General features: G+C 60.6%; 13 protein-coding genes. 5 read left to right on the top strand and 8 right to left on the bottom strand.

Going from position 1 to position 13,708, the window contains the following annotated elements; genetic code table 11:
- Positions 1-8: 8 nt before the first annotated feature.
- The 8 genes from tssG to tssA form a co-directional block, all read right to left on the bottom strand.
- Entirely contained in the window at positions 9-1,010 is a 1,002-nt protein-coding gene (tssG, locus tag QD336_RS16525) for a type VI secretion system baseplate subunit TssG (RefSeq protein ID WP_269345107.1), read from the bottom strand.
- 9 nt (positions 1,011-1,019) lie between these two features.
- Positions 1,020-2,801, bottom strand: coding sequence for a type VI secretion system baseplate subunit TssF (gene tssF, locus QD336_RS16520; protein WP_499171395.1), 1,782 nt, complete (start codon positions 2,799-2,801; stop codon positions 1,020-1,022).
- A complete protein-coding gene (gene tssE / locus QD336_RS16515) occupies positions 2,794-3,303 on the bottom strand; it encodes a type VI secretion system baseplate subunit TssE (RefSeq protein WP_269345110.1) in 510 nt (169 codons plus the stop codon). The genes tssF and tssE overlap by 8 nt, the downstream gene beginning before the upstream one ends.
- A complete protein-coding gene (locus QD336_RS16510) occupies positions 3,296-4,120 on the bottom strand; it encodes a type VI secretion system accessory protein TagJ (RefSeq protein ID WP_269345112.1) in 825 nt (274 codons plus the stop codon). Before QD336_RS16510 ends, tssE begins: the two co-directional genes overlap by 8 nt.
- Positions 4,117-5,511 (bottom strand): type VI secretion system contractile sheath large subunit, encoded by a 1,395-nt coding sequence (tssC, locus tag QD336_RS16505; RefSeq protein ID WP_269345114.1) that lies wholly within the window; start codon positions 5,509-5,511, stop codon positions 4,117-4,119. Before tssC (QD336_RS16505) ends, QD336_RS16510 begins: the two co-directional genes overlap by 4 nt.
- Before the next feature lie 55 nt (positions 5,512-5,566).
- Positions 5,567-7,048, bottom strand: a complete 1,482-nt coding sequence (gene tssC, locus QD336_RS16500) for a type VI secretion system contractile sheath large subunit (RefSeq protein ID WP_269345116.1) — start codon at positions 7,046-7,048, stop codon at positions 5,567-5,569.
- A gap of 95 nt (positions 7,049-7,143) precedes the next feature.
- Complete coding sequence (gene tssB / locus QD336_RS16495; protein WP_269345118.1) at positions 7,144-7,653, bottom strand: type VI secretion system contractile sheath small subunit; 510 nt, start codon at positions 7,651-7,653, stop codon at positions 7,144-7,146.
- Between the two features lie 65 nt (positions 7,654-7,718).
- On the bottom strand, positions 7,719-8,774 hold the full coding sequence (tssA, locus tag QD336_RS16490) for a type VI secretion system protein TssA (protein WP_269345120.1): 1,056 nt from the start codon (positions 8,772-8,774) through the stop codon (positions 7,719-7,721).
- A 220-nt stretch (positions 8,775-8,994) separates the two neighbouring features.
- Between tssA and tssH the strand changes: the two genes are divergently transcribed.
- From tssH to QD336_RS16465, 5 genes are all read left to right on the top strand, one after another.
- Complete coding sequence (tssH, locus tag QD336_RS16485) at positions 8,995-11,658, top strand: type VI secretion system ATPase TssH (protein WP_499171394.1); 2,664 nt, start codon at positions 8,995-8,997, stop codon at positions 11,656-11,658.
- Positions 11,659-11,715: 57 nt separating this feature from the next.
- Complete coding sequence (locus QD336_RS16480) at positions 11,716-12,192, top strand: Hcp family type VI secretion system effector (protein WP_003504561.1); 477 nt, start codon at positions 11,716-11,718, stop codon at positions 12,190-12,192.
- Positions 12,193-12,300: 108 nt separating this feature from the next.
- Positions 12,301-12,690 carry a Rap1a/Tai family immunity protein gene (locus QD336_RS16475; protein WP_269345128.1) on the top strand — a complete coding sequence of 130 codons (390 nt, stop codon included), beginning with the start codon at positions 12,301-12,303 and terminating at the stop codon, positions 12,688-12,690.
- An 11-nt stretch (positions 12,691-12,701) separates the two neighbouring features.
- Positions 12,702-13,202 (top strand): type VI secretion system amidase effector protein Tae4, encoded by a 501-nt coding sequence (locus tag QD336_RS16470; RefSeq protein ID WP_499171393.1) that lies wholly within the window; start codon positions 12,702-12,704, stop codon positions 13,200-13,202.
- Between the two features lie 13 nt (positions 13,203-13,215).
- The coding region (locus tag QD336_RS16465; protein ID WP_499171392.1) for a contractile injection system protein, VgrG/Pvc8 family at positions 13,216-13,708 on the top strand (493 nt) is incomplete at its 3' end.

Below are 13,708 nucleotides of genomic sequence, written 5' to 3'. Positions count from 1 at the left end.
TCATGCCCTCACGCGGAGATTGCCGAGCCTTCCCGCTCGGTCACGATGGCGTCGGTGCTGTCCTTTTGTGCCGGGGCCACACGGGCCCAGCTGTTCCAGCCGAGACGGGCGGGAGCATCGGGCTCACCCAGCCGGCAGAACGGAATATCCTCCTTTTTCAGGATCACCTGCACGTCGAACTCAAGGGCGCTGCCGACGAACAGGCGCGTCAGCGAGAAGATTTGGGCAAGCCGCTTCGATCCGGGCGTCAACGCCAGATAATCGGCATAGGCAACCGGTCCGATGACGACACGGAAACCACCGCTCATATCTTCCACCGCGCTTCCGGCCGTTGTGTTCTGCCCCAGCCGCAAACCGGAGGCCTGCCCGAGTTGGCTCTGTTCGTGAAGCGGCAAAGCCACCCATCGCCTGCGGAACTGTTCGATACCGACGGGAAGCCCGGTGAATTCGCAGAGCATTGAGGTGAGGGCGGAGACATTGCGGTTGCGATTGGCCATGAGCCCGCTGAAACGCAGAAGCGTATCTTCGCTCACGCCCGCCTTCTGCACCAACCCCGCCGTTCGAAACCCGGTGAGCGCAAGCAGGGTCTTGCGGAAGCCGTTGTTCCCGCTCTGGCCGGACCAGCGCAGCCCCCTTGCAAGACGGTATTTTTCCGTGGCCGATACAAAAAGTTCGCTGAACCTTGCGGCGAACAGATTGAAGAAACCGGCAAGCGCCCCGGAGCGGTTGCGTTCCTCCCGCTGGAGCAATTCGCCATAGGCCGGCGGCAGCGAACCGAGCGGCCCGACAATCGGCGCGAAGGCGGATTTGAGCTCAGACGCGCCCTGTTTGCGGCCGAACCCGCTGATGGCCAATGCGGTCGGCTGCACGCCGCCATGCGCCGTAATCGTCAACCCGTCATCGGAAACATGCTGGGCCACGCGAAAAGCGGTGGCAGGGTCGAAGCGGCCGGGATCGGTGCTGAGAAGCGCTGCCTGCCGGTCTTTTGCGGTTGGTGTCTGTTGCTCCATCCCGGCCTCCTAAAGCAATGGCCGGTCTGCGGCACGGGCCGGCCAGCGGGCAATCGGTTTGGAGTGGCCACGCATCGTCGCCGTCAGCCGCGTGAAGCTGTTGATCGAGGTGTAAAGGCCGAAGAAGTGGTTGAGAACATTGGCGAAGATGAAAGCCGCAGGGCGGGCGATCAGCGATGGGTCGAATTCCACGGTGATGTCCGTTCCCGGCACCATCACCGAACCGATCCGGGCATGGGAATTCTGCGCCTCGACATTGCTGATCGATTCAACCAGTTGCCGGGTTTCCGGGCTGTCCCGGAAGGAATAGAGCGACAATATATCCTTCAGCGGCGCGCCGCCATTGTCGGTGAGCGAAAGATGATTGAGCAGCAGATGCGATATCAGCCGCCATTCGCGCGCCGAGCGCTCGTTGACGCGAATGGCCGCCGTCGGCGGCATCAGTGCGTGGATGGACTTTACCGCCTCGTTGCCGGTTGTAAGCTGCAGGAAAGGATGCCCGCCGCCGAAGGGAAGCTGGCTCGGCAATTCGCGATTGATGCAGAGCGTGTCGATGCTTGCCACCACGTCGAGCGGTCCGAGGGGGCCGCGCTTTTCATCCACGAAGGCAATGTCGGTGTCGGACGAACCATCGTCGTCAAACCGGCGCTGGATCTGCCAGAACACCGTCGCGCCATTGTTGCGCTGGGTGCGTCCGAAGAAGGGCGAGGTTTTTTCCGTCTGTCCGGAGCGGCTGGTCAGCTCCACGGTTTCGACGGCGTAGATTTCACGGGTCCGCTGCCGCCGCGCATCCGGCAGGAGGCGGTATTCCGTGCGCGTTCCATCGAGGCTCAGCGGTTCGCAGCTTTGTTTGAACAGGTTGATGACCGGCGAGGCGTTCAGCACGAAATCCTTGACGGAGACCATGCGCTCGAGCCGCGTATCCGCCGCATCCAGATAGATATAAAGCTCACAATCGCCGCCGCTCCATCTGTTCAGCCCGTCAATATCGATGAAAAGAAACTTCTGCGGCAGGGCGAAGAATTCGGTGAGAAGCCGGTATCCATCGAAGCTGTTGGCGGGATAGGGCAGCATCGCCTGATCGCGGGTGTAACCGGAAGGCCTAAGATTGCCGGCGGGCAGGAAAACGGCTTCCCTGTCTTCGGAGTGACGCGCAAGCGCCATGCCCACACAATGGTTCGTCAAAAGCTCGTAAAGGGCGGTCGCCTGCTGCCATGCGGCGGAGAGGAAAATCTGGAGCTTCGTCAGCCCCATTTCCGCAAAGGTGCCGCCGCGCGGCGCCGTGCTGCGCAGGGAAAGCCGCAGGCAGCTCGCCGCCCCGGCAAAGGAGGCTGAAAAAGGTGCATCGATCGGCTGGCCGGAAAGCGTCGCGGCGGTAACCTGCAGCGGAACGATCCCCACCTCCTGCGTGGTGCGAAAACGGCAGCTCTCGCCACCCACCGGTTCGGCAAGGATTTCGCTGTGACGGGTAAGCGTCTGCACGGTTGCCAGTGCCGGGCTCGGAGCGAATTGCACGACGCTCATCGAAGGGATCGGCGCAAGATAATGCGGGTAGAGCGTTTCCAGCAGGCTGTCCGACAGTTCGGGAAACTCGTCATCCAGTTTCTGGCGCACACGGGCGGCGGAATAGGCAAAGCTCTGGATCAACCGCTCGACGTGTGGATCGTCGGCGACATCGCCCGTCATGCGCAGCCTGCCGGCGATTTTCGGGAAAGCAGCCGCAAAACGGGATGCCCGCTTTCTCAGCGCAAAAAGCTCGTCATTGTATTTTTCGAGAAAACCCTCAGCCATTCGTCGTCTCCACCAGAAAACGCTGCGTCGATGGATCGATGCGGGATTCGAAGCTGATCGGCGGCATGCCTTCCTGAAGACGGAATGTCGCCTGTATGCGCATGCGAAGTGCCCGGTCGCCATCCGTGCGGTTCTTCAGGATTGTCACATGCACATCGGCAAGGCGGGTCTCGAACAGGGAAATCCGCCGCTCGATGCTGCGCGCCAGCCGCGCCTTGGAGGCATCCGTCACCAGATTGGCCGAAAGAATGCCATCCACGCCATAGCTCACCAGCGCATCGGAAAGCTCGTTCAGCGCCGCCGGCGGGCCGGCGGGGTTACGGCGGGTATTGAGCAATGCCTCGAGATCGCGGCGGATCACCTCGCGCATCTCGCGTGCCTGATCCTTGAGGCTGACGAGCCTGTCCGTTTCCGCATCCGGCGCGTCATCGAGCAGCCGGTCCAGAACGGAGCGCGACAGCGTTCTCTGCCGTGCGCGATATTGCTCGAGCGGATCAACCACGGGCGATCTGCCTTTCTTCGTCGGACGCGGCGGAAAGGGAGCCGATCTCATGGAACGGCACCACATCGTCGCCAATCAGCAGGCAGCGCTGTCCGAGGCCCGTCACCAGCGGCTGGTCGTCTTCACTCCAGCGCGTTTCCCGACCAAGGAGAAGGCCGACATCGTCTCCCGCGCCATGATAGATCGCCGGAAGCAGCACGGATGCGACCGCGCCGTCGCGCAAGGTCAGTTCGGCGCCGCGGAATGCGAGATCGCGCGGGCGGCTCATGGGGTCGATGGTGAGGCTTTCGATGCGTCCATAATCGATCCAGAGATAGCGGCCGCCATTGGTCAGCACTTCCAGCGCATGCGGGACCCGATCGTCCAGATCGCGGATGTCGCCGGCGCTCTTGCCATCGTGGCCGATCGGTACATTGCCGCGTTTTTCGTCGAGCTCAGCCAGAGCGGTCTTGGCGGCATCCACATCACCGCCGCGTGCGGCAATATTCGCCCGGATGGCGAGCTGATCGAGTTCGGAGGGGCCGCCGGGGAAATCCGGCACGGCGCCGTTTTCGAACCACGCATTGCGCGCTGCCATGGCGCGCAGCTGGTGGCGGAAGAGGGAAAAACCGACGCTGTCCTGCGGCGAAAATGTTGCGGCCAGATTGCATTGTGCATCGGCCTTTTCATAGTCGCCGGCAAGCACCAGCAGGTCGATGTAAAAATGGCGGCCGTCCTTGTCGGTCGGTCTGGTTTTGACGTGTTCGCGCGCAAGCTCAATCGCTTCCTGCAGCCGGTCATCATCGAGAAGGCGGGAAATGTCGTCGCGCAGCGTCATGCGGATATCCTTTGCGGCTCGGCCGGAGACCGGGATGCGCCGGTGGGCTGCATCATGGTTTCGGCGATGAGGTGGAAGCTCGTGGAGACGTCATCGAGCTGGAAATGCGGCTGAAGGCGCACGGTGCAGGAGAATGTTCCGGGCTTGCCGGGAACCTCGAAGACATTGATCCCGGCAGAGCGCAGCGGATAGCGCGTGCGCAACGCCGCTTCCGCATCGTCATTGCCGAGCGTGTAGGAGGAAAGCCAGCTTTCCAGCTTGCGCTCGATCGTCGAGGCATCGCTCAATTGGCCGATGTCATCACGCATGATGACCTTGAGGTAATGTGAGAACCGCGAGGCGCACAGCACATATTGCAGCATGGCGGCAAGGCGGGCGTTCTGCCTTGCCGCTTCGGTGGAATAATGGCCGGGCGCATGCAGGGACTGGTTGGCGTTGAAGATCGCCATGCCGGAAAGATAGGTGGTGGAGACGGGCACGATGCCGAGATCGGAAAACTGCTGTTCCTGTCCGGTCGTCAGTTGTACCTCGACGGGCGGCTGCGCGGAAAGGCCGTTGCTCTCGACGCCGAGATCGAACGGCGGCAATTGCCAGGAGGAGAGCATGCCGCCATCCACGGCGTCCTGCGTCACGCCGCGCAGATCGGCAAACCAGCCGGAATCGACGAAGTTGCGTACCACCACGGTTGCAAAGGCGAAGGCGGCATTGCCCCAGAGCAGTGTCTCGCCACTTTCCGCCACATGTTCGCGGAATGGAAATCCGTCGTCCCGTTCACGCGCATAGGGCCTGTAGGGAGAGCGCAGCAAAACGCGCGGCGCGACAAGGCCGACGAAGCGGGAATCGTCGCGGGCGCGAAGAGCGTTCCAGCGTAGCCGCGATTTGTCCTGCTTCAGCGAGGAAAAGTCGTGGACCCGGCTGAGTTCGGCAAAGTCCTCGAGGCCAACGGCGGAAGGAGCAGCGGCTGCAACAAAGGGGCAGAAGGCCGCCGCAGCCACCATGCCGATCTGTGAGAGCGTGGTGATGGAATCCGCCCCCTGAACATCATCAGGGGAAAAGGCATAATCGCCGATCAGCAGCCCGACGGGTTCGCCGCCCGGCATGCCGAATTCGCGGTTATAGATGACTTCGAAAAGATGGCTCTGGTCGAAGTCGGTGGCGCGTTCCGTGTTCCGGGCAAGGTCACGCCAGCTGGCGTTCAGCAGTTTCACCTTGACATCGGTGCTGCGGCCCGCCTCGCGCACGACCATGGCAAGCCCGCGCCATCTCGCTTCCATCGCCTGAAAATCAGGGTGATGGAGAATGGCGTTCACCTGGCCGGTCAGCGCATCGTCGATGAGAGCGATGAGCTGGTCGGCGAAAAGACGGGCGTCCGGAAAGGACTGATGCGCCATGAGCGGGCTCCGGGTGATGAACGGGGCCGGGGTGGCGGACCACCCCGGTCCGTGCTCAGTTCTTGGATGGAATACGGGCGACCATGCGCAGCGAGGTCGTCAGTTCTTCCATCTGCAACCAGGGCCGCATCCATGCGACCGCGTTGTAGGCGCCGGGTTTGCCCGGCACTTCCTGCACCGTCACCTTGGCATCGCGCAGCGGGTATTTCGCCCGGCTTTCTTCGCCCGCTTCGTCATTGGCGTTGACGTAGTTGGCGATCCAGCGGTTGAGCCAGACTTCGCAGTCGGACGCTTCCATGAAGGAGCCGATCTTGTCGCGGCCCATGACCTTGAGATAATGCGCGAAACGCGAAGTCGCCATGATATAGGGCAGGCGGGCCGAAACGGCGGCATTGGCCGTTGCTTCCGGCTTGTCGTAAAGCTTCGGCTTGTGCGCGGTCTGGGCACCGAAGAACACAGCGTAATCGGTGTTCTTGTAGTGGCAGAGCGGCAGGAAACCGAGCTTGCCGAGTTCTGCGTCGCGGCGGTCGGTAATGCCGACTTCGGTCGGGCATTTCAGGTCGAGATCGCCGTCATCGCTGGAGAAGACGTGCATGGGCAGGTTTTCCACCCGGCCGCCATTTTCCGCGCCACGGATCGCCGTGCACCAGCCGCTTTTTGCAAAAGCGTCGGTCAGCTTGGTGCCCATGACGTAAGCGGCGTTCATCCAGCAATATTCGTCATGCTGCAGGTCGCCATTCACCGCGCCCCTGGTTTCGTCATAGGCGAAATCATCGATGGGGTTGGTCTTCGGGCCATAGGGCATGCGGGCCAGAACACGCGGCAAGGCGAGCGTGACAAAACGGGAATCGTCGCTTTCACGGAAGCTGCGCCACTTGGCATATTCCACCGTGTCGAAAATCTTCTCCAGATCACGCGGACGGGCGAGATCGCGATAATCCTCGAAACCGAACATATGTGGGCTGGCAGCGGAGATGAACGGTGCGAAAGCGGCCGCCGCAATCGACGAGACACCCTGAAGCAGCTGCACGTCATCGAAGGAATTATCGAACTCGTAGTCGCCGATGATGGCGCCGAGCGGCTCGCCGCCGGGGGTGCCGAATTCGTCTTCGTAGATCGCCTTGAAGAGGCGGGACTGATCGAATTCGACGGCTTTTTCCAGATCGCGCGCCAGTTCCCGCTTGCCGGCATTCATGACGCGGATCTTGAGGTTCACGCTCGTCTCGGAGTTCTTGACGAGATAGTTCAGCCCGCGCCAGGTGCCTTCCAGCTTGGCGAACTCCGGCGCCTGCATGATGGCGGCGAGCTGCTCGGAAATCGTCCGGTCGAGCTCCGCAATCGCGTGGTTGAGGGTGACGGTGAGGTTGCGGTCATATTTGACCGTTCCCTTCAGGGCCTGGTCGGTCAGCGTGCGCAGAAGATTCTGCGCGCGGTCCGGTTCGGTCTGGCGGGTTGCGGCAACCACCTTGGACAGCAGTCCCTGATCTTCGGCGGTCGTTGCCTGGGCTTCGCTTTTCAGCAGGCTTTCAGCGCTCATGTTTCAGTCCTTCCACATGCGGCTTTTAAATGCCGCTTGAACAGTTGAAGCCCCATGACGGGGCCGTTCGGGGAGGTTTTCCTCCGCACAGGCGATTATTCGCTCGCGCCGTTCTTTTCCTTCAGTTCGGAAACCAGCGTTGCGAGGTCGGTCTTGTTCTGCAGAATATCTTCCAGCATCCGCTCCAGATCTTCCGAGCGGTCGGCCTTGGAAAGCAGGTCACGCAGCTCGTTGCGGGCATCCAGAAGCGCCTTGAGCGCCGGAACCTGCTGCACGACGGCGCCGGGTTCGAAATCGTCCATGCTTTCGAACTTCAGGTTGACCTGCATGTCCGTGCCGTCTTTCTGCAGCGTGTTGGCAACGGAAATGGTGAGGCCCGGCGTCATGCGGCGCATGACTTCGTCGAAATTGTCGCGGTCGATCTGAACGAATTTGCGCTCGCCGAACGGCTTCAGCGGCTGGGTGGGATTGCCGGAGAAATCACCGAGCACGCCGACCACGAAAGGCAGTTCCTTGACCACCATCGCGCCTTCGGTCTCGACTTCATATTTGATGTGAACGCGGGGTTTGCGAACCCGCTCCAGCTTTTCATGTACACTTGCCATTTCAACCTCCTTGATGCCCCTTGGCATAGATGACTGTTACGGGGCGTCGTCCCGCCCCGAATTGGTTATTTCCCGTTGTTGTCTCCACCGGGTTTGATGCCGGCGGCCGTTAGAACGGCGTTGCGGGCCTGCGCTTCGGGCAGAAGCTCCGCCAGCAGTTCCGAAAAATCCATGCGCCCCCTGCGAACCAGCGTTTCGATGGAGAGCGAGATCGGTGAATGCGGCTCGGTCCGGCGAAAGTAACGCGCAACCGAAAGAAGAGTTTCAAACGCTTCGTCGCGCGAAGATATGCCTTCCGGGGAGGCTGCGGGTGTCCGCACGGCCGGCTGCCCGCTTACATCGGCGCCCGCAACGGTGGCTGGCGCCTGCGCGACCGGTGCCGGCTCCTGGTCGCGCCCGCCCAGCGTGCGAATTGCCGCGGCCGCTTCGATAAGCGTGTTGCGGATATTGGAACTCGGGGGGGCGGCCTGGCCGCAACGTTCGGAAAGAACGGCCGTGATGGCGTCAAACGAGGAGAGACAGGCATTCACCGCCGCCAGATGGGAAGACATGGCGGCGACACCGGCCTCGGACGCTATCCGGTACAGTTCTTCGCGGCGTTTGCTCTCGTTCGGCCGTTGGGCCAGCTGGAAATCCCAGAGACTGTGTTCTCCGAATTTCCCACCGGGGATCAATGACGCCAGCCGGAGCGGCTGAACAAGTGTTCCCTCGCTGCCAATGCCATTCAATCCCGCAAAAGGTGCAAATTTTTCCTCGTCATTATCATCGCTGATCGAGCGCAATGAGTCCCAATGGTTGTAAAAAAGATCGCCACAAAGCTCGTAGATTTCGCGCAGTCCATGGAAGCCACGCAGTCGCAGGCTTGCTTCAGCGAGCCATGCCAATATTTCAACATCTTTGCTTTCGGAATATATAATCTGCAATCCAAGATTGCTGACACTGTCCCAGCTACTGGAGATCTTCAGGTTATCCTGAGGGGATGCAGCCCGCTCTTCTGCTCGTGCCTGGTTTCTTTCGTCCTTAATTCTATAGTATATTTCACGCGTTCTTGAATCGTTGCGGATATTATCTCCGCAATTCCCCAAAAACTCTATATCTCTTTTAACATGCTGCGTATCCAAGAGTAGTCTATCCCCAGAAAATAGTAATGGATTTTTTGTAGTTACTTCCCTTACGTGAGGCTATTGATCAGACAGACTTATTCAAAATGTGTCTAAATTGTGGCGTCTACTGCTTAATCTAACCCGATAAAAAATAAACTTCGGGGTGGACAACCCGGTTTCATCATCATAGTTATTCCACGTCACGTTGTGGAATGAACCGGGGCAGGAGGCTCATTGCATGTCGCATATTGATCTCAATCGCCTCGTTGGAGCGCTTGAGCCAGACCTTCGCGTCACCCTTGAGGCTGCGGCTTCCGTTGCGGTGCGTATGGGGCACAGGTACGTTGATATCCCGCATTGGCTTCTGGCGGTTGTAGATGCCGGTATCTATGTGGAAACATTCGACGAATTAAAAATTCCACTTCCGGTATTGAAGGCTGAAATCGGCCGCAGTCTGGAGGAGGCCATTATCGGCGACGGCGAGGCCTTGTCGCTCTCCCAGAACATCCTGACGGCAGCCCGGGAGGCATGGATTCTTGCTTCGCTGGAGGCTGGCCGTGACCGCGTGACGCTTTGCGATCTCTTGCTGGCGATGGATGAGGAAACCTCACTTCGCTCCTTCGTCCGCTCGGCATTTCCGTCGCTCAAGGCGATGGATCGTGCGGCGCTTGAGCGTCTTCGCAGCTCGGCCGAGAACAGCGCAAACGCGGATGTTCCTACCGCGCCGGCAAGTGCAGGACAGGCCGCCGGCCAGAATGATTTCTTGCGCCTCTACACCCAGGATATGACCGCCGATGCCCGCAACGGCAAGGTCGATCCGGTGATCGGCCGCGATGATGAACTGCGCCAGCTCGTTGATATTCTTACGCGCCGCCGCCAGAACAATCCCATTCTGGTGGGCGAGGCCGGCGTTGGCAAAACTGCGGTGGCCGAGGCGCTGGCGCTGGAGATCGCCTCCGGCAACGTTCCGGAAAAATTGCGCAATGTCCGCCTGCTGAACCTCGATATTTCGCTGCTTCAGGCCGGTGCCGGCGTGAAGGGCGAGTTCGAGCGGCGCCTGCACGGCGTGATCGATGCGGTCAAGCGTTCGGCCGAACCGGTCATCCTGTTCATCGATGAGGCTCATGGCCTTGTTGGCGCGGGTGGGGCCGCGGGCCAGGGCGATGCGGCGAATATTCTTAAACCCGCACTCGCAAGAGGCGAAGTGCGCACCGTCGCGGCAACGACGTGGAGCGAATACAAGAAATATTTCGAGAAGGATGCGGCGCTGACGCGTCGTTTCCAGCCCGTGCATGTGCGCGAGCCGGACGAGGCGACCGCGATACGGATGCTGCGTGGGGTGGCGGATAGTTTCGTCAGCCATCACAACGTCACCGTTCGTGACGAGGCGATCGTGGCTGCCGTGCAATTATCCGCGCGCTACATGCCGGCGCGGCAATTGCCGGACAAGGCTGTCAGCCTGCTTGATACCGCCGCCGCGGCCGTTTCGCTGGCGCGCCAGACCCTGCCGGAGCGGTTGCGTGCCATGGAAAGCGAGCGGCGCCTTCTGTCGGACGAGCTGAACTGGCTACTGCGTGAACCGCAGGATGAGGACATGCAAAACCGCATCCGGTCGATACGCGACGAGCTTGAACAGCTCGAGGGCGGGATCGATGATCTGCGCAGCCGCTACGAGGCGGAAATGGCTGAACTGGCGGCGCTCAGTGAAGAGCAGCCAGCCGAAACCGGTGCGTCGAATGTTTCGCACCTGCGGCCTGCCGCGGAGATGCGGCCGGCAAATGCCGAAAGGCTTGTACCGACCGTGGTTGATCGGGAAGCGATCGCCGCTGTCGTCTCGCGATGGACCGGGATTCCGCTCGGCAAACTTCTGGCGGACCAGATCGAGAGCGCCCGCACGCTGGATCAGCGCATGCGGCAGCGGGTGGTGGGGCAGGATGCCGCGATTACCCGGATTGCCGATGCCATGCGCACCGCCCGGGCCGGATTGTCCGATCCACGCCGCCCGCCGGCCGTGTTCTTCCTTGTCGGCATGTCCGGAACGGGCAAGACCGAAACGGCGCTGTCGCTGGCCGATCTGCTTTACGGCGGCAACAGCCACCTGACGACGATCAACATGTCGGAGTTCAAGGAGGAGCACAAGGTTTCGCTGCTTCTCGGCTCACCGCCCGGTTATGTCGGTTTCGGCGAGGGCGGGGTGCTGACGGAAGCGGTGCGCCGCCGGCCGTTCGGCGTTCTCCTTCTCGATGAGATCGACAAGGCCCATCCCGGCGTCCAGGATATTTTCTATCAGGTGTTCGACAAGGGTGTACTTCGTGATGGCGAAGGCCGCGACGTCGATTTCAAGAACACCACGATCTTCATGACCGCCAATACCGGTTCGGAACTGCTGTCGGCGCTGTCCGCCGATCCCGACACGATGCCGGAAGGCGAAGCGCTGGAAGCGCTTCTGATGCCGGAGCTCTCCAAACAGTTCAAGCCCGCATTTCTCGGGCGCACGATCATCCTGCCCTTCATGCCGCTCGGCACGGAGGAACTTGCAAGGATCGTGGACATGCAGATTGGCAGGATCAGGGAACGTGTGCTCGCAACATACGGCACCGACCTGACCCTGTCCGATGCGGCGCGCGGTGCCCTGGTGGCGCGCGCCGGTGCAAGTGAAATCGGCGCACGCGCCATCGAGATCATGATCGGCAAGGATCTCCTGCCGCCTCTTTCCAGCTTTTTCCTTGAGAAGGTCATCGCGGGAGAACGTGTGGGGAAGATCATTGTCGATTTTGGTGAAAACGGGTTCGGCATTCGTGCCGAAGCGGCTGGGGAAGCAGATGAATTCGCCGTAACCGAAGAGGTTGGGGTGGATAAAGTTGCCGCGTCGGATGGGGCTACCCGACGCATGCGGCATTGAACGAAGGGTAACTCGGCCTCGGAGCAAGAGGTCATTTCAGCTACAGGAGCTTACAGCATGCCAATTTATCTGCAGATTGACGGTATCCAGGGCGACGCCACGCATGAGGAGCACCGCAAGTGGATGGACATTGAAGCCATTCACTGGAACGTGGCCCGCAACATGAACACCTCTGCTGGTTCTGCTGCAAACCGCGAAGCATCCGAACCGACCATCTCGGAAGTCATTCTGACGAAGGTCAGCGATTCTTCTTCCACGAAGCTTTTCCAGGAAGCCTGCGCCGGCCGCACTGGCAAGCTTGCAACGATCCACCTGGTGACGACCGGCAATCCGGGCAACACCTATATCGAGTACCTGCTGACGAACACGCTTATCGCCAGCTACTCGGTGGATTCCAGCGGTGACCGTCCGGTGGAAACCATCAAGCTCAACTTCACGAAAATGGAAGTGAAGTACACGCCGTTTGATGACAACAACTCGCCGCAGTCTCCGATGATCGCTTCTTACGATCTGGCGACGACCAAGGCCGCCTGATAGCGACGCGACCCGGTGCCGGCATTGCCGGCACCGGGACGTTTTCATTGCAGTTTTTACAGCTCACATCGTGATGTTTCGCATCCACGCTGGGCGAGGCGGGTTATAATGCGCTCCCTATATGCTTTCTTTGTCTCCGCGCCGTTTATTCTGGCTCTGTCCGGTTATTCACCGGCCGGTGCGGCGGAACGGACATGGATTTTTTCCGGTGCCGAACTCAAGCAGGCCATTGAGGGCAAGCTTGCGCCGGAAGTGACTGATCCGGAAATGAGGCGGCTGGTTTCCGTCGCGAAATCGAGCGCCTACATCGCCGGTGTGGCCGATCTGACAGGCGGATCGGACTGGTGCGGTGCGGGTGCCGTGGCGCCCCATGAGCTCACCGACCGGATCTACACCTATCTCGGCGATATCCCTGCGGAAAAACTGGATGAACAGGCAGCCACTCTCGTGCGGGAGGCGCTCAAGGTCTCCTTTCCCTGTGAGCAGAAAAGTAACTAGTGGGACGAACCATGCGCGTTAACTTTGACACTCTCTACAAGAATTATCCAAGCAGCGATCCGTCGCATCCGAACTATCTCAGCCAGCGTGATCTGTTCACCGAAATCGGCTGGGAGAGCTTCATCGGCAATCCGAACTATCACAATACCTGCGCGATCCGCGTCAGCATTGCCTTCGTGAAGTCGGGCATCAATATCGTGCCCGCCTCACACCGCATCCAGAAGGGCTCCTATGCCGGAAAAGGTACGGAGGTGAACATGCGCCGCCTTACCACCCTGATGAAGCGGACGAGCTATCTCGGCGAGCCCGAGCCTTTCACGCCCGCGACGGCCCGCAACGGCATCGGCGCGCGCAACGGTGTCGTGGCGTTCAACAATATCCCGGGCTACACGGGTGGCGGTCATATCGATCTCGTGCGCGGCGGCTCGGAAGCCACCCAATGCGCGTCGGCCTGCTACTACAATTCGGAAACGATTTGGTTCTGGCCCCTGCAGGCCAGCCGCGGGTCCTGATTAGGAGTATCCCATGAACGACCAGCCTTCGTTTTCCGATTTCGTTCAGGCGAGCCGCGTTCTGAAGGTGTCTTCGCCACTCGGCGAAGACCAGCTTCTGCCAGAGCGCCTGTCCGTCGAGGAGGGCGTATCGCAGCTCTTCGACATTCGCCTGACGGTGCGTGCCAAGAAAGAAGTGGTCAAGCCCGAGGAACTGATCGGACGGCTGGTCGATATCTCCATCGAAATCAGCCAGGGCGATGGCGGCGGTGTTCGCCGTCCGTTCAACGGCCTGGTGACGGAACTGCACGAGGGACCGCCGATTACCCGTGGCATGCGCTCTTATGCGCTGACCATCCGGCCGCAGATGTGGCTGCTGTCGCGCCGGTCCGATTGCCGCATCTGGATGGACAAGACGGCGGTCGAGATCGTCGAGACGCTGTTTTCCGAACACGGCATTCCCGCCCCCGATACATCAGGCATCATCTCGCCGCCGCCTGCACAGCATTATAGCGTCCAGTTTAACG

Source organism: Rhizobium sp. BR 250, assembly GCF_047445855.1.
GTDB lineage: Bacteria > Pseudomonadota > Alphaproteobacteria > Rhizobiales > Rhizobiaceae > Agrobacterium > Agrobacterium tumefaciens_I.
This window is presented reverse-complemented; position numbering and strand designations above follow the sequence as displayed.